This window comes from Kribbella jiaozuonensis, assembly GCF_005233875.1.
Taxonomy (GTDB): Bacteria; Actinomycetota; Actinomycetes; order Propionibacteriales; family Kribbellaceae; genus Kribbella; species Kribbella jiaozuonensis.
The window spans coordinates 1,090,416-1,108,214 of sequence record NZ_SZPZ01000003.1; the positions used below are offsets into that span (position 1 = coordinate 1,090,416).

The window sequence follows — 17,799 nt, forward strand, 5'->3', positions numbered from 1 at the left end:
AGGGACAACCGATTTGGTGACGGGGCAACTATGTCCGGGGAATTTCAGGGTTGTGCCCGTTCCCCGACGGGATCGGCGGAATCGGCGGAATCGGCGGGATCGAGGGGATCGGCGGGATCGACGGGGTGGCGGGCGTCGTGTCACCGCTGAAGGCCTTGGTGACGTTCTGCAACGCCGTGGTGACCTCGGACGGGATGACCCAGAACGTGTTGCCGGGTCCCTTGGCGAGTTCGGGCAGCATCTGCAGGTACTGGTACGCGAGCAGCTTCGGGTCCGGGTCGTTGCGGTGGATCGCGTCGAACACGGTGTCGATCGCCTTCGCCTGACCCTCGGCGCGGAGGATCGCGGCCTGCCGGTCACCCTCGGCCGTCAGGATCCGGGACTGGCGCTGGCCCTCGGCGTTCAGGATTGCGGCCCGCTTCTCCCGCTCGGCCCGCATCTGCTTCTCCATCGACTCCTTGATCGACGCCGGCGGCTCGATCGCCTTGAGCTCGACCCGGTTGACCCGGATGCCCCACTTGCCCGACGCCTCGTCGAGGACCCCGCGGAGGATCGAGTTGATGTGCTCGCGCGACGTCAGCGTCTTCTCCAGGTCCAGCGCGCCGATCACGTTCCGCAGCGTGGTCACGGTCAGCTGCTCGATCGCCTGGATGTAGTTCTGGATCTCGTACGCCGCCGCGCGCGGATCGGTGACCTGGAAGTACAGCACCGTGTCGATGTGGACGACCAGGTTGTCCTCGGTGATGACGGAGTTCGGCTGGAACGAGACCACCTGCTCGCGCAGGTCGATCAGTTGCCGGGGCCGGTCGATGAACGGGATCACGATGTTCAGCCCGGGCTCCAGCGTGCGCAGGTACCGGCCGAGGCGCTCGACGTTGCTCGCCCTGGCCTGCGGGACGATGCGGACGGTCCGCAGTACCAGCACGACCGCGAGCAGTGCGACGACGATTCCGATGATCAGTTCGGCCATGGCTCCTCCTGAGGATGGACGAGGGCGGTGGCCCCCTCGATGGCGAAAACGTCGACCCGGGTGCCCGCGGGGATGTGCAGGTGGGGGTCGTACGAACGGGCGCTCCACTCCTCGCCGCCGATCCGGACGCGGCCCGCGTCCCGATCGCACGGAGCGAGCACCACGGCCTCTCGTCCGATCAGGGCGGCCACCCCGGTGCGCAGATGGGGGTGTCCGGTCAGGTGCCGACGCGCCACCGGCCGGACCAGAACGGCCAGCGTGGCGGCGGTGACTGCGAAGGCGAGCACCTGGAAGCCGATGCCGAGTCCGATCCCGGCGATCGCGCCCGCGGCCAGCGCAGCGAGGGCGAGCAGGAGCAGGTCGAAAGTCGCAGCCATCAACTCAGCCGTGCCGAGGACGGCGGCGACGATCACCCATAGGACCCAGGACTGCATCACAAGTACCTCTACTTCGAAGGTACTCCTGGATACGTGGTTGTGTAGCTAACGGTTCAGCTCTGTTCGGGCGGCTTCCCGGTGGGCACGATGGCCACCAACGTGCTCACCGTCCGGGTGCCGGCCGGACGCTCGGTCGCACTCCTGCCCTTGCGGTACTTGTCGATCAGCGCCGTGACCTCGTTGGCGAGCTCGGTCGCCTCGTCGTGGGTCAGCCACAGCCTGCTGCGACTGAGCGAGCTGAGCTCCTCCCACGGGTCGTCGGCCGGCAGCTCCTCGAACTGCTCGATCAGCCGGTCGACGTAACCCCGCATCATCGCCTGGGTCGCCAACCGGCCCGCACCCTCGGACTGCGAGGCGATCTTCAGTCCAGTGCCCAGCGCCCGCCACGGGCGCTCGCGGCCGTCCTCGGAGCTCTCGGCCCGCTCGATCAGACCCCAGCGTTCCAAGGCGCGCAGGTGATAGCTGGTCGCCGACGGGGTCAGCCCGGCCAGCTCGGCACACTCCGTCGCGGTCAGCACCCGGCCGCTGTAGAGCTCGTCGATGATCAGCTGCCGCGCCGGGTGAGCGAGTGCCCGGATCGCCCGCGGGTCCGAGATCTCCACCCGTTTCTGCTTCGCCACGATCGTCACCCTACCTGTTGACGACGGCAGATGTGAAGCATTAACTTCATATCTATGAAGCAAACCCTTCAGACTTCGATCTGGTCGCACCGCGACATCCGCCTGGTGCTGCCCGCCCGTGCGCTCTCCTATGCAGGTGACTCGATCGCCCTGATCGCGTTGATGCTGCGCGTGTCCGACGGCCACGGCCCGGCCGCGATCACCGCCCTCCTGCTCGCGTTCGCCGTACCGACCGTCGCGATGATCCCGTTCGCCGGGCGGATCGTGGACGGGTTCGATTCGCGTACGGTCCTGGTCTGGTCGGGCCTGCTGCAGGTCGCCGCGGGCGTCGGTCTCGCCTTCGTGCACGACCTGGTCAACACCCTGCTTCTGGTCTGCGTTCTTCAAGTAGGACAGGCCGTTGCCGGTCCTGCGTGGGGAGCGCTGATCCCGCGGATCGTCGGCGAGGAGCTCGTCGGCCGGACCACTGGTACGAGCCAAGCCCTGATCGGTGTTGCGACGCTGGCGGGTTCGGCGGCCGGTGGTGTGCTGGTCGGAGCGGCCGGGACCCGGGGCGCTCTTCTCGTCGACGCCGGAACCTTCCTCGTCCTGGTCCTTGTCGCCCAACTGGTTCGGACTCGCCGTCGGCCGGAGCCGACCGCTCCGCACGAGCGTGGGGGAGTGTCTGCGGGGTTGCGGGCCATCTTCGGCGACGACATACTGCGGATCCTGGTGCCGGCGCTCTGGGTGTTCGTCCTCGCCGGCGAGGCTGTGAATGTCGTGGAGGTCTTCCTGATCACCGGCGAACTCGGCCTCGGCCCCGGCCTGTACGGCGCGGCGGGCGCGGCCACCGGCGCCGGTGCGATCCTCGGCGCCTGGTACAGCGGCCGGCTGCGTGATGACCGGGCCCGGTCCCTGGCGGTGGTCGCCGGGATGGCGGCGATCGGCGGATCGAGTGTGCTGATGGGCCTGGCCGGGAACTTCGTGACGCTGATGATCGGGGCCACCACGATCGGCATCGGCAGCGGCCTGCTGAACGCGGCCACCAGCGCGCTGGTGGTGATGCGGTCGTCCGAGTCGGTCCGCGGCCGGGTGCTCGCGGCCCTGAACGGGACGGTCCGCTCGTTCAGCATCCTCGCGATGCTGCTGGGCGGTCTGGCCGGTGCGCTGCTCGGTCCGCGCGGGACGTTCGTGACCGGCGGGGTGGCGTGTGCGGTGGCGTCCGTGGTCGTCGGAGCGCTGGTCCTGAGGATCAAGCACGGAACAAAGGATTCGGAGCTGGAGGTGGTCAGTCACTAGCCTTAAGCCATGACTGATACGCACGTGGACCCGGTGAACCCCGACAACGGGCAGGACGACCTGCCCGAGCAGATGCGGGTTCGCCGGGAGAAGCGTGACCGGCTACTGGCCGAAGGCGTCCCGCCGTACCCGATCTCGGTGCCGCGGACGCACCTGCTGAAGGACCTGCGGGCGAAGTACGACAGCCAGGACCTGGAGCCCGACACCCGGACCGGCGAGCAGGTCGCCGTGGTCGGCCGGGTGATCTTCCTGCGCAACACCGGCAAGCTGTGCTTCGTCCGGCTCCGGGAGGGCGACGGGACCGAGCTGCAGGTGATGCTGTCGCTGGCCGACCTGGGCGAGGAGGGGCTGGCCCGGTTCAAGCAGCTCGTCGACATCGGCGACCTGCTGGCCGTTCAGGGCGAGGTGATCACCAGCCGGCGCGGCGAGCTGTCGGTGCAGGTGACCGGGTGGCAGCTGGCCGCCAAGACCCTGCGCCCGCTACCGAACGAACACAAGCCGCTCAGCGAAGAGGCCCGCGTCCGGATGCGGTACGTCGACCTGATCGTCCGGCCCGAGGCCCGCGAGATGGTCCGCGCGAAGGCAGCCGTGCTGAAGGCGCTGCGCGCGACGTACGACGAGCACGGCTTCGTCGAGGTCGAGACGCCGGTGCTGCAGCTGACCAACGGCGGCGCCGCGGCCCGTCCGTTCAGCACGCACCTGAACGCGTTCGACCAGGAGATGAAGCTGCGGATCGCGCTCGAGCTCGACCTGAAGCGGGCGATGATCGGCGGCGTCGACCGGGTCTACGAGATCGGCCGCACGTTCCGCAACGAGGGGCTGGACTCCACCCACTCGGCGGAATTCTCGATGATCGAGGCCTATCAGGCGTACGGCGATTACGACTCGATGGCCGAACTCATCCAGGAGCTGATCCGGAACGCGGGCCGTGCGATCGGTCGTACGACGATCACTGCGCGCGACGGTTCGACCATCGACGTCGAGCAGCCGTTCCGGCACGCGACGCTTTTCGGGCTGCTCTCCGAAGCGGTCGGCGAGAGTGTCGACGTGACCACCGACCTGGCCACTCTGACCAAGTTGGCCGAGCAGCACGACGTCGAGCTGCAGCCGGGCCGGAATGTCGGTGAGATCGCCGTCGACTTGTTCGAGAAGCTGTGCGAGCACACGCTGATCCAGCCCACCTTTGTCCGCGACTATCCGGAGTCGGCACGGCCGTTGGCCAAGCCGCACCGCGAAATTCCGGGCCTGGTCGAGGCCTGGGACCTGTTCGTCAACGGCGTCGAGCTCGGGGTCGCGTACTCCGAGCTGAACGACCCGGTGATCCAGCGCGATCGCCTGGTGGCACAGTCGTTGCAGGCCGCGGCCGGTGACCCCGAGGCAATGGAGCTGGACGAGGACTTCCTCCGCGCGATGGAATTCGGGATGCCGCCGGCGGGTGGCATGGGGATGGGCCTGGACCGGTTGGTGATGCTTCTCACCGGGACCGGTATCCGGGAGACCATTCTCTTCCCGTTGCTCCGGCCGGAATGACGGTCCGAATCCCCCGTCAGATCGTTGCATAGCACAACGGACTGGTTCCGCAAATCCGGGGTCGAATGCATTCCGGTCCAGCCGCTTACGAGTGGGATGAATACTCAAAGTTACGATGGCTGTGCGGCGTCGATGAATGACACGAACCCGGTTTGTGCGGTACAAATCAGGTGCTAACAATTCGGCAGGGGGATTGTGCCCGATGGCGGGCGCGGAAAGGTTGTCATCGATGGCGCAAAGGGTTCAGGTGGTTCTCGAGGACGATCTCGACGGCGGTAAGGCCGACGAGACCGTCACCTTCGGGCTGGACGGAACGACGTACGAGATCGACCTGTCCAAGAAGAACGCCGCAAAACTGCGGGACGCACTGGCCGCTTATGTCGGCTCGGGGCGCCGGGTCTCCGGCCGCCGCGGCGGCGCGGGCCGGACGCGGGGCCGGGGCCGCTCGGCGTCGGACTCAGCCGACATCCGGGCCTGGGCCAAGGAGAACGGCTACGAGGTCAGCGAGCGAGGCCGGATCTCCGCCGAGGTGCGCGCGGCGTACAACGAAGCCAAGTAACTTTTCGACCGCCGGTCCCGGCTCCCTTCATTGGGATGCCGGGACCGTCCGCATTCCGGTTGTTTCACAGAGTGGGACACGGCGTGTCGGATCTGGTGACTGACCGGACAGGTAGTTGGGGAAATTCGCTGGTGGCGAACACGCTGTCTGATCGGGTCGGAGTGGGAACACGCTGGTGATCAGTGCGGTTGTTCCCTTGTGATGCCACCCGGGCAGTCGATGGAAGCGTGATCGGATGTTCGCCGAGAGCGAGCCTGTCGGCGCCGGGGACTAGCATGCATGTACGGGGGTCGGCCAACACGGCACGTCCGACTCCTCTGAGGCAAGGAGCGCTTTGGCGATGTTTGAACGATTTACGGACCGCGCCCGTCGGGTAGTCGTCCTGGCTCAGGAAGAGGCCAGGATGCTCAGCCACAACTACATCGGGACCGAGCACATCCTGCTCGGCCTGATCCACGAGGGTGAAGGGGTCGCCGCCAAGGCTCTCGAGAGCCTGGGTATCTCGCTCGAGGCCGTTCGTTCCCAGGTCGAGGAGATCATCGGCCAGGGGCAGCAGGCCCCGAGCGGGCACATCCCGTTCACCCCCCGCGCCAAGAAGGTGCTGGAGCTCTCCCTGCGCGAGGCCCTGCAACTGGGCCACAACTACATCGGCACCGAGCACATCCTGCTCGGCCTCATCCGCGAGGGTGAGGGTGTCGCAGCGCAGGTCCTGGTCAAGCTCGGTGCGGACCTGAACAAGGTCCGGCAGCAGGTCATCCAGCTGCTGAGCGGTTACCAGGGCAAGGAGACCTCGACAGCCGGTGCGCCCACCGAGGGTGCGCCGAGCAGCTCCCTGGTGCTCGACCAGTTCGGCCGGAACTACACCCAGTCCGCTCGTGAGGCGAAGCTCGACCCGGTGATCGGGCGCGAGATGGAGATCGAGCGGGTCATGCAGGTGCTGTCCCGGCGGACCAAGAACAACCCTGTCCTGATCGGTGAGCCGGGTGTCGGCAAGACCGCCATCGTGGAAGGTCTGGCCCAGCAGATCGTCCGTGGTGACGTCCCGGAGACGCTGAAGGACAAGCAGATCTACTCCCTCGACCTGGGTGCCCTGGTAGCCGGTTCGCGCTACCGCGGTGACTTCGAGGAACGCCTGAAGAAGGTGCTCAAGGAGATCCGCACCCGCGGCGACATCGTGCTGTTCATCGACGAGATCCACACCCTCGTCGGGGCCGGTGCGGCCGAGGGCGCGATCGACGCCGCGAGCATCCTGAAGCCGATGCTGGCCCGTGGTGAGCTGCAGACCATCGGCGCGACCACCCTCGACGAGTACCGCAAGTACGTCGAGAAGGACGCCGCGCTGGAGCGCCGGTTCCAGCCGATCCAGGTGGCCGAGCCCTCGATCGCTCACACGATCGAGATCCTCAAGGGCCTCCGCGACCGGTACGAGGCGCACCACCGGGTGACGATCACCGATGCCGCGCTGGTCAACGCCGCGCAGATGGCCGACCGGTACATCTCGGACCGGTTCCTGCCGGACAAGGCGATCGACCTGATCGACGAGGCCGGGGCCCGGTTGCGGATCCGCCGGATGACGGCTCCGCCGGACCTGCGCGAGTTCGACGAGAAGATCGCGACCGTTCGTCGGGAGAAGGAGTCGGCGATCGACGCGCAGGACTTCGAGCGCGCCGCGCGGCTGCGCGACGACGAGAAGAAGCTCATCAACGCGAAGTCCGAGCGGGAGAAGCAGTGGAAGGCCGGCGACATGGATGTCGTCGCCGAGGTCGACGAGGAGCTGATCGCCGAGGTGCTCAGCACCGCGACGGGCATCCCCGTGTTCAAGCTGACCGAGGAGGAGTCCTCCCGGCTGCTCGACATGGAGAAGGAACTCCACAAGCGCTACATCGGCCAGGAGGACGCGGTCAAGGCGCTGTCCCGCTCCATCCGGCGTACTCGCGCCGGCCTGAAGGACCCGCGTCGCCCGAGCGGCTCGTTCATCTTCGCCGGCCCGTCCGGTGTCGGTAAGACCGAGCTGTCGAAGGCGCTGACCGAGTTCCTGTTCGGCGACGAGAACGCGCTGATCAGCCTCGACATGTCGGAGTACTCGGAGAAGCACACGGCCTCGCGGCTGTTCGGCTCGCCTCCGGGTTACGTCGGCTACGAAGAGGGTGGCCAGCTGACCGAGAAGGTCCGCCGCAAGCCGTTCTCCGTGGTGCTGTTCGACGAGGTGGAGAAGGCCCATCCGGACATCTTCAACTCGTTGCTGCAGATCCTGGACGAGGGTCGTCTGACCGATGCCCAGGGCCGCGTGGTCGACTTCAAGAACACCGTCATCATCATGACCACGAACCTGGGTACCAAGGACATCGCCAAGTCGGTGAGCCTCGGCTTCTCCCAGGCCAACGATGTCGGCGGCTCGTACGAGAAGATGAAGGCGAAGGTCACCGAGGAGCTCAAGCAGCACTTCCGGCCCGAGTTCCTGAACCGTGTCGACGAGATCGTGGTCTTCCACCAGCACACGATGGAGGACATCGTCCGGATCGTGGACCTGATGGTCGCCCAGATCGAGCAGCGGCTGAAGGACAAGGACATGGGGATCGAGCTCACCCCGGCGGCGAAGAAGCTGGCCGCCGAGCGTGGCTTCGACCCGGTGCTGGGTGCCCGTCCGTTGCGTCGCGCCTTGCAGCGTGACATCGAGGACGTGCTGGCCGAGAAGATCCTGTTCGGGGAGCTGCGTCCCGGCCAGATCGTCCTGGTCGACGCGATCCCCGAGGGCAAGGTCAACGACGACGGCGTGACCGAGTTCTTCACCTTCAAGGGCAACGAGAAGTCCTCGGCGTCCGACCTGGAGCTGACCGACCTGACCGCCGGCGGCGGCACCGGTCCGGCGTCCGGAGTGCAGGACTCGTAACCACGGCGAACCCAGAAGGCCCCGCTCCGGCGGGGCCTTCTGCATGTCCGGCGACACGCTCGATTTGCGCGGATGCTACTGATTGGTCGTATCGTCCTGCGGAGCGTGACCACTTCGATACAGGAGTGGGTCGCGCCCGCCAACGTATCGATGGGAAGATCGCGCAACTGCTGATGAAGCAGTTACCTACCGCCTGTCTACCGCGTTGTTAACCCTGTGAGCACGCTGTTCGGACCCGGACTGTCGGAAAGGGGGCCGGGGATGGAATCATCTCGTCGCATGGACGCTCCGCGTCTGCCCCTGACCCAGGAACCGGTCGCTGACACCGGTTCCTTTGGCGTGCGGCAGGCCGGCGGCGTACTCGAGCGGGCCCAGCGGATCGCGGACACGTTGCGCGAGCAGGCCGAGCACGAGAACGACCTGGCCCGCGACGAGGCCGGCCGGATCCGCGCCGAGAACGAGCGCCTGAAGGCCGAGGCCGAGGCCGCCGCCCGCAAGCTCCGGACCGACGCGATGACGGCCGCCCAGCGGGTCCTGAACGACGCCGAGCGGGCCGCAGAACAACTCCGTACCGATTCCGAGGCCGAGGCCGAGCGGGTCCGCTCCGAGGCAGAGGAAGCCGCCGACCGGCTGCGGGCCGAGTCCACCGCCGACTCCGATCGGGTCCGGCGGGATGCTGCCGCCGCGGCCGACAAGCTGACCGCCGATGCGAACGCGGAGGCCGAGCGGGTCCGTTCCGAGGCCACCGCGATCGCGGAGCGGCTGAAGACCGAGTCGGAGTCTGCCGCCGAGCAGCTCCGCGCCGCCGTCGCCGACGAGGTCGCGAAGCGCCGGGCGGAGTCGGAGGCCGCGGCCGAGAAGCTGCAGCTCGAGAGCCAGGCGAGCGCCGACCAGCTGCGGGCCGAGTCGCAGGCCGCGGCACAGCGCCGGATCGCCGCCGCCGAGAGCGAAGCGGCTCGCGTCAAGGAAGAGGCCGACGAGCTGCTCGAAGAGGCCCAGCTGGCCCGCGAGTCGGCGCAGTCCACCGTCGAGCGGGCCGGCAAGGAAGCGCAGCAGCTGGTCTCCGACGCCGGTGAGCAGGCCGCGCTGGTGTCGCAGGCCGCCGCGCGCAACGAGGCCGCCCTGATCGCCCGGGCCGAGTCCGAGGCCGGCGACCTGCGGGCCGCGGTCGAGCGCGAGGTCGAGGTGGCCCGGGAGAAGTCCCGTCGCGAGATCGGCGAGGCCCATGCCGAGATCGAGCGGCTGCGCGGCGAGAACCGGACCGAGCTGGAACGCCGTACGGCGGAGCTCGAGGAGACCGAGCGGGCCAAGCTGGCCGCGATCTCGCTGGAGATCGACAAGCTGCGGGCCGAGGCCGTCGCCGAGATCGCCGAGCGCAAGGCCGAGGCCGAGGCCGGCAACGAGCGGCTGATGGCCGACGCGAGGGCCCAGGCCAAGCTCGTCGTCGACTCGATCGAGGCCGACCGCCGGACGGCGTCGGGCGAGGCGCAGCGGATCGTCGAGGACGCGAACAAGGTCGCCGAGGCGGCGATGGCCGAGGCCGAGAAGCAGACGCTGTGGAGCAAGAAGACCGTCGACGACCTGATCGGCGCCGCGGAGACCGAGGCGCAGTCGATCCGTGACGCGGCCGCCAGCGACGCCACCGAGCTGATGCGGCAGAAGCGGGCGCACCTGCGCCGCGTCGTCGGCCGCTCGACCAGCCGCCTCAAGCAGACCCAGGACGCGATCGCCAAGGAGAACGCCGAGCTGACCGCGCTCGCCGAGACCACGCTGTACTCCGCCGGCGAGCAGGCCGAGGCGACGCTGGCCGCCGCCAAGCAGGAGGCCGAGAAGGTCACCGCCCAGGCGCAGGCCCGGGCCGACCGGCTCAAGGGCGCGGCCGCGAACGACGCCCGCGAGATCATCGAGCGGGCCAACCGCCGCGAGGCCGAGGCAGAGGCCGCAACCCAGCATCTGCGCGAGCGCGCGGCCAACGACCTGGCCGAGGCACAGCGCCAGTCGCACGAGCTGATCCGCAGGTCGCGGGGCGAAGCCCAGCAACTCGAGGCCCAGGCGCGCGACCACGCCGATAGTCTTCGGGCACAGGCACGAAAACTTCTCGCCGAAGCCGAGGCGAGGGTCGCGGCGTTGAACCAGCGCCGTGATGAGATCACCAAGGAGCTCACCCAGCTTTCGGGTGTGATCGAGGCACTCGCTGTACCGGGGTTCCGCCCAGGTGGTGGAATGTCCTCCAGTGAGGGTTCCACGGGGGAATCAGGATGAGGACGTGACAGTCAGATCCTTGTCAGTGACAATGTGTGATCCACCCACCCATCGAAGTGAGCATCGGAAAACATGAGCAGTGAAAGCCCAACCCCGTTCCGTACCGTTCTGCGTGGCTACGAGCCTGCCCAGGTGGACCAGCACATCCGTGAGCTGACCACCTCTCTGACTGCGCTGCAGCAGCAGTCCGAGCAGCTGCAGCGTCATGTACAGGAGCTGCAGTCCCGCACGGACGCAGCGGAAGCGGCCGTCATCTCCGCCCAGGAGGACTCCAAGGACCGCACGCCGACCTTCACCGAGTTCGGTGAGCGCGTCGCGAAGATCCTGTCGCTGGCCGATGACGAGGCCCGTGACCTGGTGACCCGCGCCCGCACCGACGCGGAGGCGATCGTCGCCGACGGTGAGTCGCACGCGAAGAAGGTCCGCAAGGAGGCCGAGCAGTACTCCCTGGACTGGAAGAGCGAGGTCGACGCCGAGGCCGCCCGGATCCTCGAAGAGGCCCGGACCCAGGCCGACGACATGCGCGACGAGGCCGAGCGCGACGCCACCGCGCGCCGCAGCGAGGCCCAGGCGCTGTACGAGCAGGAGCGGGCCAAGTCCGCTCAGGCCGCGGCTGCCTTCGAGACCACCCTGGCCGAGCGCCGGGGCAAGGTCGAGCAGGAGTTCGCTGCCCGCACCGCGCTGGCCGAGCAGCAGCTGGCCGCCGTCACCGACCGCGCTGCCCAGGTGCAGCGGGAGGCCGACCGGTCGCGTTCCGAGGCCGAGCGGTTGTCGCAGCAGCAGCTGGCCGACGCCAACCGGCAGGCCCAGGAGATCGTCGCCGCCGCGAAGGACAAGTCCGAGCGGATCCGCGCCGAGTCCGAGCGTGAGCTCGCCGCCGCGACCCAGCGTCGCGACAGCATCAACGCGCAGCTGACCAACGTCCGCCAGATGCTGGCGACGCTGTCCGGCAGCCCGGCGATGCCGCTCGACCTGCTCGCCGACGACGAAGAAGAAGCCGCCGGCAAGAAGAACTGAAGCAGGATCGAAGAGGCCGGCTCGAGTCGTCGAGCCGGCCTCTTGCTATTCGGGGAGCCGGTAACGCTTGCGGGCCAGCGGTTCTACGAGGCCGTCGGCAACTAATCCGTCCAGCGCGCGTTCGCGTTGGACGGCGTCCGGCCACGACGCGTCGAGCTTGTCCTTGGACACCGGCGTCGACGCGGCACGCAGTACGGCGAGCAGGCGGCCGCGGGCCTGCCGGTCGGTGCCCTCGTAGGTCTGGCCGCGGCGCGGCGGGCCGTCGTACGGCGGACTGCCGGCGCAGACCCAGGCGCACTGCGCGCGGATCGGGCAGTCGGCGCAGTTCGGCGTACGGGCGGTGCAGATGAGGGCGCCGAGCTCCATCGAGGCGACGGCCCAGCGGGCGGCTGTTGCCTCGTCAGCGGGGAGAGCCTCGGCGGCTAGGCGCTGGTCTGCCGCGGTGGGGGAGATGGTCGGCTGGGCGACGCCGGTCAGCGCGCGGGCGAGGACCCGGCGGACGTTGGTGTCGACGACGGCATGACGCCGGCCGAAGGCGAACGATGCGATCGCGGCGGCGGTGTAGGTGCCTACGCCGGGCAGTGCGAGCAGTGCGGCGTGGTCGTCCGGTACTTCGCCGCCGTGGCGCTCCACAATCGCCTGAGCCGCCGCGTGCAGCCGCAGAGCGCGCCTGGGGTACCCGAGCCGGTCCCAGGCCCTCACAGCCTCACCAGGGGCCGCTGCGGCCAGGTCCACCGGCTTGGGCCACCGCTCCAACCAGCTCCGGTACGCCGGCAGCACCCGATTCACCGGCGTCTGCTGCAGCATGAACTCACTCACCATCACCGCCCACGCCCCGGCACCCGGCTCCCGCCACGGCAGCACGCGAGCGTTCGCGTCGTACCAACGCAGGACTGGCTCGTGGAGAGCAGTGGCCCCGGTCATGGGGCCTCCCGGCCTGGACTGAGGAGCGGAGGGAGCGAAGCGACCGGAGCGACGAGGGAAGGCCGGGAGGCACAGCCCCATGACCCGCCGCGACGGAGTCGCGGCCAACAGCACAGCGGCGAGCCTGAGTGGTCCAGCACAGTGCCGATATTAGAGTGCGCTTCATGAGCAGCCTGCTCCGTCCGGTCGGGCACCTGCCCGCCAGCGTGTACTGGTTCCGCCGGGGACTGGTGCTCGCGGTCGTAGTCGTGCTGGTCTTTCTGATCTCCCGGCTCTTCTCCGGGGACGGCGACGCGCAGAACACCGCCGCGACCGACCCGCAGCCGAACCCGTCCGGCGCACCGCCGGCCTCGGCCCCGAGCACCTCGTCGAGTACGACGCCGTCCCGGACGCCGACTCCGAAGCCGACGAAGACCACACCGCCCGCGGACCTCGCCTGCACGGGTTCCGACGTACGCATCGACGCACTGCCGGGGAACCGGAAGATCGTCTCCGGCTCGGTGCTGAACTTCGTCGTCCAGCTGGCCCCGGTCGACGACGGGTGCAAGGCAACGATCAGCAACGACAAGCTGACCGTGACCGTGACGTCGGGCAACGACCTGATCTGGAGCACCAGCCAATGCAGCAAGGTGATCCAGACCGCCACGCTGGTTGTTGCCAAGGGCAAGCAGGCGGCCGTCACGGTGCCGTGGAACGGACACCGTTCCGGGCCTGGCTGTCTACCGGGTCAACCGGTCGCCAAGCCCGGAACGTACGTCGTCAAGGCCGAGTACGACGGCCACCTGTCGAGCGCACAAGCCTTCCAGGTCGTCTGATCAGGCAGCTTCGGCCGGCTGCGTCGCGGCGTCCGGCTTCTTCTGCAGGTGCGACGGCGCCACGAACAGCAGTGCCGCAACCAGTCCGATCAGCAGTACTGCGGCCGGCAACAGCAGCGACTGCGCCATCGAGTCACTGAACCCCTGCCGCACCGCCTCCGGCAGCTTGCCGCCCGCAAAACCTTCAGCCGCGGCACCACCCGGCATAGCCGGTAGGTTGTGCGCCAGCCGCGACTCCATCAGTACGGCGATGCTCGCACTGCCCAGCACCGCGCCGACCTGACGGGTCGTGTTGTAAACACCAGCACCGGCGCCGGCCTGATGCATCGGCAGGTTCCGCGTGGCGGTGGTGCCGATCGGCGCCCACATGAAGCCGTTGGCCACACCAAGCAGCGCGATCGGCAGCAGCAGTTCCCAGATCGCCACGTCCGGCTCGATCACCTGGCTCATCCAGAACATCGACACCGAGCAGCACAGCAGGCCGAAGCCGGCGATGAACCGCGGCGGCGTCCGGTCGACCAGCCGGCCGACGAACGGCGCCAGCGCACCGGAGATGACCGCCATCGGCACCAGCAGCAAGGCCGACCTGGTCGGCGACAGACCGCGGACCGCCTGCGCGTACAGCATCAGCGGGAACGCCATCGCGGTGATCGCGAAGCCGACCGTGGTGATCGCGACGTTCGCCAGTGAGAAGTTCCGGTCCTTGAACAGACCCAGCGGCAGCAACGGCTCGCCGCGGTTACGGGACTGCCAGACGACGAAGATCGCCAGTACGACGATCCCGGAGATGATCAGACCCCAGACCGTGATCGGGCCCTTGATCTGGCCCCAGTTGTACTTCTGCCCCTCCTGGATACCGAAGACCAGCAGGAACAACCCGAGCGCGCTCAGCACGACACCGATCAGGTCGAACTTGTGCTCGTGCGTCGGGAGGTCCGGCACCAGTCGCAGCGCCAGGAAGAAGCCGACCACGCCGACCGGGGCGTTGATGAAGAAGATCCACTGCCAGCCGAGCCCGTCGACGAGCACACCGCCGAGGATCGGGCCGACCAGCGTCGCCACGCCGGCGGTCGCGCCCCACAGGCTCATCGCCCGGCCGCGCTGGTCCGGTGGGAAGATGCGGGTGATGACGGCCATCGTCTGCGGAGTCATCATCGAGGCGCCGAGACCCTGGAAGACCCGGGCCACGATCAGCATCTCGATCGAGTTGGTGAGCCCGCACCAGACCGACGCGAGCGTGAACAACGCCAGTCCGGCCAGGTAGAGCTTCTTCGGTCCGATCCGGTCACCGAGGCGTCCGGTGATCAGCAGCGGTACGGCGTACGCCAGCAGGTAGGCGCTCGTCACCCAGACCACGGTGCCGACGTCCGACCCGAGGTCCTCGAGGATCGCGGGCGTCGCGACCGAGACGATGGTCGAGTCGACCAGGATCATGAAGAAGCCGAGCACCAGTGCCCACAGTGCGGGCCACGGCCGCACCTCGGGCCTCACTGCGTCTTGTCGGGTTGCCATTCCAGGTCCTTGCTCTCGATACGTTCGATGGTGGTGGTGAGCCAGTCGCGTTCCGCCCTGACCTGCGCGCGGATGTAGCCGGCGGCCAGCCAGTACGGCTCGGGCACGTTCCGGGCCTGTGCGCCGGCCACAGCCTTGTCCACGTCGGCCAGCCAGAAGTCCAGATCCTCGATCCGGCGGCGGAACCGCAGTACGGCGTCCTCGGCGTCGAGGTTGTGCGCCTCGGCCAGGAACACCGGGAAGACCGGGTACTCGTAGGCGAAGGTCTCGATCCCGCTCTCGACCCGGCGGACCAGCGCCTCGCTGCCGGCCGGGGTGATCTCGTACGTCGTCCGCTCGGGCCGGTTGCCGGCCCGCTCGGTGCCGGTCGCACGCACGTACTCCTGCCCGGCCAGCCGCTCGACCGTGTGGTACAGCGAGCCGGGCCGGACCTTGACGATCCGGTGGTTGTGCCGGCTGACGAGCAGTTGGTACATCTCGTAGGCGTGCATCGGCTTCTCCTCGAGCAGCGCCAGCACCGAGATCGCCAGCGGGGTGAGGTCGGCCATGATCCTCCAGTCGGATTGTTCCGCGCCAAATGTTCCATGTGGAGTATTCGCCTGAGCGGGCAGAAATGCAAGACGCCTCCGGTTCTTTCACGAACCGGAGGCGCCAGGTGACTACGGGTGGTCAGACGTAGCGTTCCAGGATGCTGGACTCGGCCAGCCGGGACAGGCCTTCGCGGACCGTGCGGGCGCGGTTCTCGCCGACGCCCTCGACCGTCTGCAGGTCGTCGATGCTTGCCGCGAGCAACTTCTGCAGGTGGCCGAAGTGGTCGATCAGCCGGTCGATCACGGCACCCGGAAGCCGCGGCACCTTGGCCAGCAGCCGGTACCCGCGCGGGGTGACCGCGGCGTCGAGCTGCTCGGCGCCGCCGAGCTGCAGGGCGCGGGCGACCTGGCCGATGTCGAGCAGGTCGGTCGGGCTGACCGCGTCCAGCTCGAGCAGTACGTCGTCCGCCGTCTTGGCCCGGCGACCCGTGGCCGGCGGGAGGTAGTCGCGGACGACCAGCTCGCGTTCGCCGGCGACACCGGCGACGAGCTCGTTCAGCTGGAGGGTGAGCAGGCGGCCGTCGGTGCCGAGCTCGACGACGTACCCGTCGATCTCGGTGGCGATCCGGCGGACCATCTCCAGCCGTTGCGCGACGGCGGCCACGTCCCGGACCGTGACCAGGTCCTCGATCTCGAGCGCGGACAGCGTGCCGGACACCTCGTCGAGGCGCAGCTTGTACCGCTCGAGGGTGGCGAGGGCCTGGTTCGCGCGGGACAGGATCGCGCCGGAGTCCTCGAGCACGTACCGCTGGTCGTCGACGTACAGCGCGATGATGTGCATCGACTGCGAGACCGAGATCACCGGGAACCCGGTCTGCCGCGCGACCCGGTCGGCGGTCCGGTGCCGGGTGCCGGTCTCCTGGGTGACGATCGACGGATCCGGCATCAGGTGTACGGCGGCCTGGATCAGCCGGGTCGCCTCGCGGTCGAGGACGATCGCGCCGTCCATCTTGCTGAGCTCGCGCAGTCCGGTCGCGGTGAACTCGACGTCGATCTCGAAGCCGCCGGTGGAGATCGCGTCGACGGCCTTGTCGTGACCGAGCACGATCAGTGCGCCGGTCCGGCCGCGCAGGATCCGTTCCAGGCCTTCGCGCAGTTCGGTGCCGGGCGCGACCGCCGCGAGCGTCGCGCGCAGGCGGGCGCCGGTGCTGTTCTTGTCCGTGTTCGGTGCCACGGAACCTGAGTCTATGCGGTTACGCGGACGCAGTTGTGCGGATATCTGCCGCTCGGCCGGACGCACGCGGTGTGACGCGGTCCGCAGTTGCGGTTGCGCGTGCACCCGCCCGTGCATCCGGACCGTGCAGTACTCGTTTCCCGCGTGATCACGCGCAACCGGCGTACGACGCTTGTCGCGTCAGGGGCAGCGGATGACCTGACCGGCGTACGACAGACCGCCGCCGAATCCGAACAGCAGCACCGGCGCGCCGGACGGGATCTCGCGCTTCTCGACCAGTTTCGACAACGCGATCGGGATGCTCGCGGCCGAGGTGTTGCCGGACTCCACGACGTCCTTGGCGACCACGGCGTTGGTCGCGCCGAGCCGCTTCGCGAGCGGCTCGATGATGCGCAGGTTCGCCTGGTGCAGGACGACGCCGCCGAGCTCCTCCGGCTTCAGCCCGGCCTTCTCGCAGACCTGCTGCGCGATCTCGGGGAGCTGCGTGGTGGCCCAGCGGAAGACGCTCAGGCCCTCCTGCTGGAACGGGCCCTCGCGGCCTTCGATCCGGACCGCGTCGGACATCTCCGGCACCGAGCCCCAGACCACCGGGCTGATCCCGGGGTCCTCGTCGGCGACCACGACGGCAGCACCCGCGCCGTCGCCGATCAGTACGCAGGTGGTGCGGTCGGTCCAGTCGGTCCAGTCGCTGAGCTTCTCGACGCCGATCACCACGGCCTTCGACGCGGCGCCGGCCCGGATCGCCTGGTCGGCGGTGGCCAGTGCGTACGCGAACCCGGAGCAGGCGGTGTTCAGGTCGATCGCGGCCGGGTTGCCGAGGCCGAGCCGGGCGGCGACGCGGGCAGCGATGTTCGGCGAGCGGTCGATCGCGGTACACGTTGCGACGACCACGTAGTCGATCTCGGCGATGTCCAGGCCGGCGTTCGCGATCGCCTTGTCGGCGGCGCGCCAGGCCATCTCGTCGACGGACTCGTCCGGGGCTGCGATCCGGCGCTCACGGATTCCGACCCGGCTCTGGATCCACTCGTCGTTGGTCTCGACCATGGTGGCGAGCTCGTCGTTGGTGAGCACCCGTTCCGGCTGGTAGTGGCCGAGCGCGACAACTCTTGATCCGGTCATCAGGTGCTCCTGCAGTCATCCGGGGGGCTATCCAGGTCCGACGACGAACCCGGCGTGGGGGCGCCCCCAGGGTACGTTCCCGATTGCGGGTCTGTTGATCCC

15 protein-coding genes are annotated in these 17,799 nt (G+C 68.7%); 7 read left to right on the forward strand and 8 right to left on the reverse strand.

Annotated elements, in window-relative coordinates; genetic code table 11:
• Window positions 1-28: 28 nt before the first annotated feature.
• Genes FDA38_RS25030 through FDA38_RS25040 form a run of 3 tightly spaced genes read right to left on the reverse strand, consistent with a single transcriptional unit; the run spans window position 29 to window position 2,027 of the window.
• The gene (locus FDA38_RS25030) at window positions 29-970 is read right to left on the reverse strand and encodes an SPFH domain-containing protein (RefSeq protein ID WP_233714913.1); all 942 of its coding nucleotides are present in this window, start codon (window positions 968-970) and stop codon (window positions 29-31) included.
• Window positions 958-1,404 carry an NfeD family protein gene (locus FDA38_RS25035; protein WP_137256489.1) on the reverse strand — a complete coding sequence of 149 codons (447 nt, stop codon included), beginning with the start codon at window positions 1,402-1,404 and terminating at the stop codon, window positions 958-960. Before FDA38_RS25035 ends, FDA38_RS25030 begins: the two co-directional genes overlap by 13 nt.
• A gap of 56 nt (window positions 1,405-1,460) precedes the next feature.
• Window positions 1,461-2,027 (reverse strand): winged helix-turn-helix domain-containing protein, encoded by a 567-nt coding sequence (locus FDA38_RS25040; protein WP_202877805.1) that lies wholly within the window; start codon window positions 2,025-2,027, stop codon window positions 1,461-1,463.
• Window positions 2,028-2,081: 54 nt separating this feature from the next.
• Between FDA38_RS25040 and FDA38_RS25045 the strand changes: the two genes are divergently transcribed.
• The 6 genes from FDA38_RS25045 to FDA38_RS25070 all read left to right on the forward strand — a co-directional run bounded on the left by FDA38_RS25045 (window position 2,082) and on the right by FDA38_RS25070 (window position 11,563).
• The gene (locus tag FDA38_RS25045; RefSeq protein WP_137256491.1) at window positions 2,082-3,305 is read left to right on the forward strand and encodes an MFS transporter; all 1,224 of its coding nucleotides are present in this window, start codon (window positions 2,082-2,084) and stop codon (window positions 3,303-3,305) included.
• A gap of 9 nt (window positions 3,306-3,314) precedes the next feature.
• Complete coding sequence (gene lysS / locus FDA38_RS25050; RefSeq protein ID WP_137256492.1) at window positions 3,315-4,835, forward strand: lysine--tRNA ligase; 1,521 nt, start codon at window positions 3,315-3,317, stop codon at window positions 4,833-4,835.
• A gap of 229 nt (window positions 4,836-5,064) precedes the next feature.
• Entirely contained in the window at window positions 5,065-5,394 is a 330-nt protein-coding gene (locus FDA38_RS25055) for a histone-like nucleoid-structuring protein Lsr2 (protein WP_134109801.1), read from the forward strand.
• A gap of 340 nt (window positions 5,395-5,734) precedes the next feature.
• Window positions 5,735-8,284 carry an ATP-dependent Clp protease ATP-binding subunit gene (locus tag FDA38_RS25060; protein ID WP_137256493.1) on the forward strand — a complete coding sequence of 850 codons (2,550 nt, stop codon included), beginning with the start codon at window positions 5,735-5,737 and terminating at the stop codon, window positions 8,282-8,284.
• Between the two features lie 279 nt (window positions 8,285-8,563).
• Window positions 8,564-10,546: a kinetoplast-associated-like protein gene (locus tag FDA38_RS25065; protein ID WP_137256494.1), complete on the forward strand. Its 1,983-nt coding sequence runs from the start codon at window positions 8,564-8,566 to the stop codon at window positions 10,544-10,546.
• A gap of 72 nt (window positions 10,547-10,618) precedes the next feature.
• Window positions 10,619-11,563 (forward strand): DivIVA domain-containing protein, encoded by a 945-nt coding sequence (locus tag FDA38_RS25070; RefSeq protein WP_137256495.1) that lies wholly within the window; start codon window positions 10,619-10,621, stop codon window positions 11,561-11,563.
• A gap of 45 nt (window positions 11,564-11,608) precedes the next feature.
• On the opposite strand, the gene FDA38_RS25075 is transcribed toward FDA38_RS25070, so the two are convergent.
• Window positions 11,609-12,487 (reverse strand): A/G-specific adenine glycosylase, encoded by an 879-nt coding sequence (locus FDA38_RS25075; protein WP_202877806.1) that lies wholly within the window; start codon window positions 12,485-12,487, stop codon window positions 11,609-11,611.
• Between the two features lie 164 nt (window positions 12,488-12,651).
• Between FDA38_RS25075 and FDA38_RS25080 the strand changes: the two genes are divergently transcribed.
• Window positions 12,652-13,302 carry a hypothetical protein gene (locus tag FDA38_RS25080; protein WP_137256496.1) on the forward strand — a complete coding sequence of 217 codons (651 nt, stop codon included), beginning with the start codon at window positions 12,652-12,654 and terminating at the stop codon, window positions 13,300-13,302.
• On the opposite strand, the gene FDA38_RS25085 is transcribed toward FDA38_RS25080, so the two are convergent.
• From FDA38_RS25085 to FDA38_RS25100, 4 genes are all read right to left on the reverse strand, one after another.
• The gene (locus tag FDA38_RS25085) at window positions 13,303-14,814 is read right to left on the reverse strand and encodes a DHA2 family efflux MFS transporter permease subunit (protein ID WP_137256497.1); all 1,512 of its coding nucleotides are present in this window, start codon (window positions 14,812-14,814) and stop codon (window positions 13,303-13,305) included. It abuts the gene before it with no gap.
• Window positions 14,790-15,362 carry a PadR family transcriptional regulator gene (locus tag FDA38_RS25090; RefSeq protein WP_137256498.1) on the reverse strand — a complete coding sequence of 191 codons (573 nt, stop codon included), beginning with the start codon at window positions 15,360-15,362 and terminating at the stop codon, window positions 14,790-14,792. The genes FDA38_RS25085 and FDA38_RS25090 overlap by 25 nt, the downstream gene beginning before the upstream one ends.
• Before the next feature lie 121 nt (window positions 15,363-15,483).
• Entirely contained in the window at window positions 15,484-16,578 is a 1,095-nt protein-coding gene (disA, locus tag FDA38_RS25095; protein ID WP_202877807.1) for a DNA integrity scanning diadenylate cyclase DisA, read from the reverse strand.
• Window positions 16,579-16,758: 180 nt separating this feature from the next.
• Entirely contained in the window at window positions 16,759-17,697 is a 939-nt protein-coding gene (locus FDA38_RS25100; protein ID WP_137256499.1) for a beta-ketoacyl-ACP synthase III, read from the reverse strand.
• Between the last annotated feature and the right edge of the window lie 102 nt (window positions 17,698-17,799).

Excerpts from the sequence above, each read along its gene's own strand:
- FDA38_RS25080 (WP_137256496.1), top strand. The coding sequence starts at position 12,652 with ATGAGCAGCCTGCTCCGTCCGGTCGGGCACCTGCCCGCCAGCGTGTAC.
- FDA38_RS25075 (WP_202877806.1), bottom strand. The coding sequence starts at position 12,487 with ATGACCGGGGCCACTGCTCTCCACGAGCCAGTCCTGCGTTGGTACGAC.
- FDA38_RS25055 (WP_134109801.1), top strand. The coding sequence starts at position 5,065 with ATGGCGCAAAGGGTTCAGGTGGTTCTCGAGGACGATCTCGACGGCGGT.
- FDA38_RS25070 (WP_137256495.1), top strand. The coding sequence starts at position 10,619 with ATGAGCAGTGAAAGCCCAACCCCGTTCCGTACCGTTCTGCGTGGCTAC.
- FDA38_RS25035 (WP_137256489.1), bottom strand. The coding sequence starts at position 1,404 with ATGCAGTCCTGGGTCCTATGGGTGATCGTCGCCGCCGTCCTCGGCACG.
- FDA38_RS25090 (WP_137256498.1), bottom strand. The coding sequence starts at position 15,362 with ATGGCCGACCTCACCCCGCTGGCGATCTCGGTGCTGGCGCTGCTCGAG.
- FDA38_RS25030 (WP_233714913.1), bottom strand. The coding sequence starts at position 970 with ATGGCCGAACTGATCATCGGAATCGTCGTCGCACTGCTCGCGGTCGTG.
- lysS (WP_137256492.1), top strand. The coding sequence starts at position 3,315 with ATGACTGATACGCACGTGGACCCGGTGAACCCCGACAACGGGCAGGAC.
- FDA38_RS25065 (WP_137256494.1), top strand. The coding sequence starts at position 8,564 with ATGGACGCTCCGCGTCTGCCCCTGACCCAGGAACCGGTCGCTGACACC.
- FDA38_RS25060 (WP_137256493.1), top strand. The coding sequence starts at position 5,735 with ATGTTTGAACGATTTACGGACCGCGCCCGTCGGGTAGTCGTCCTGGCT.
- FDA38_RS25085 (WP_137256497.1), bottom strand. The coding sequence starts at position 14,814 with ATGGCAACCCGACAAGACGCAGTGAGGCCCGAGGTGCGGCCGTGGCCC.
- FDA38_RS25100 (WP_137256499.1), bottom strand. The coding sequence starts at position 17,697 with ATGACCGGATCAAGAGTTGTCGCGCTCGGCCACTACCAGCCGGAACGG.
- FDA38_RS25045 (WP_137256491.1), top strand. The coding sequence starts at position 2,082 with ATGAAGCAAACCCTTCAGACTTCGATCTGGTCGCACCGCGACATCCGC.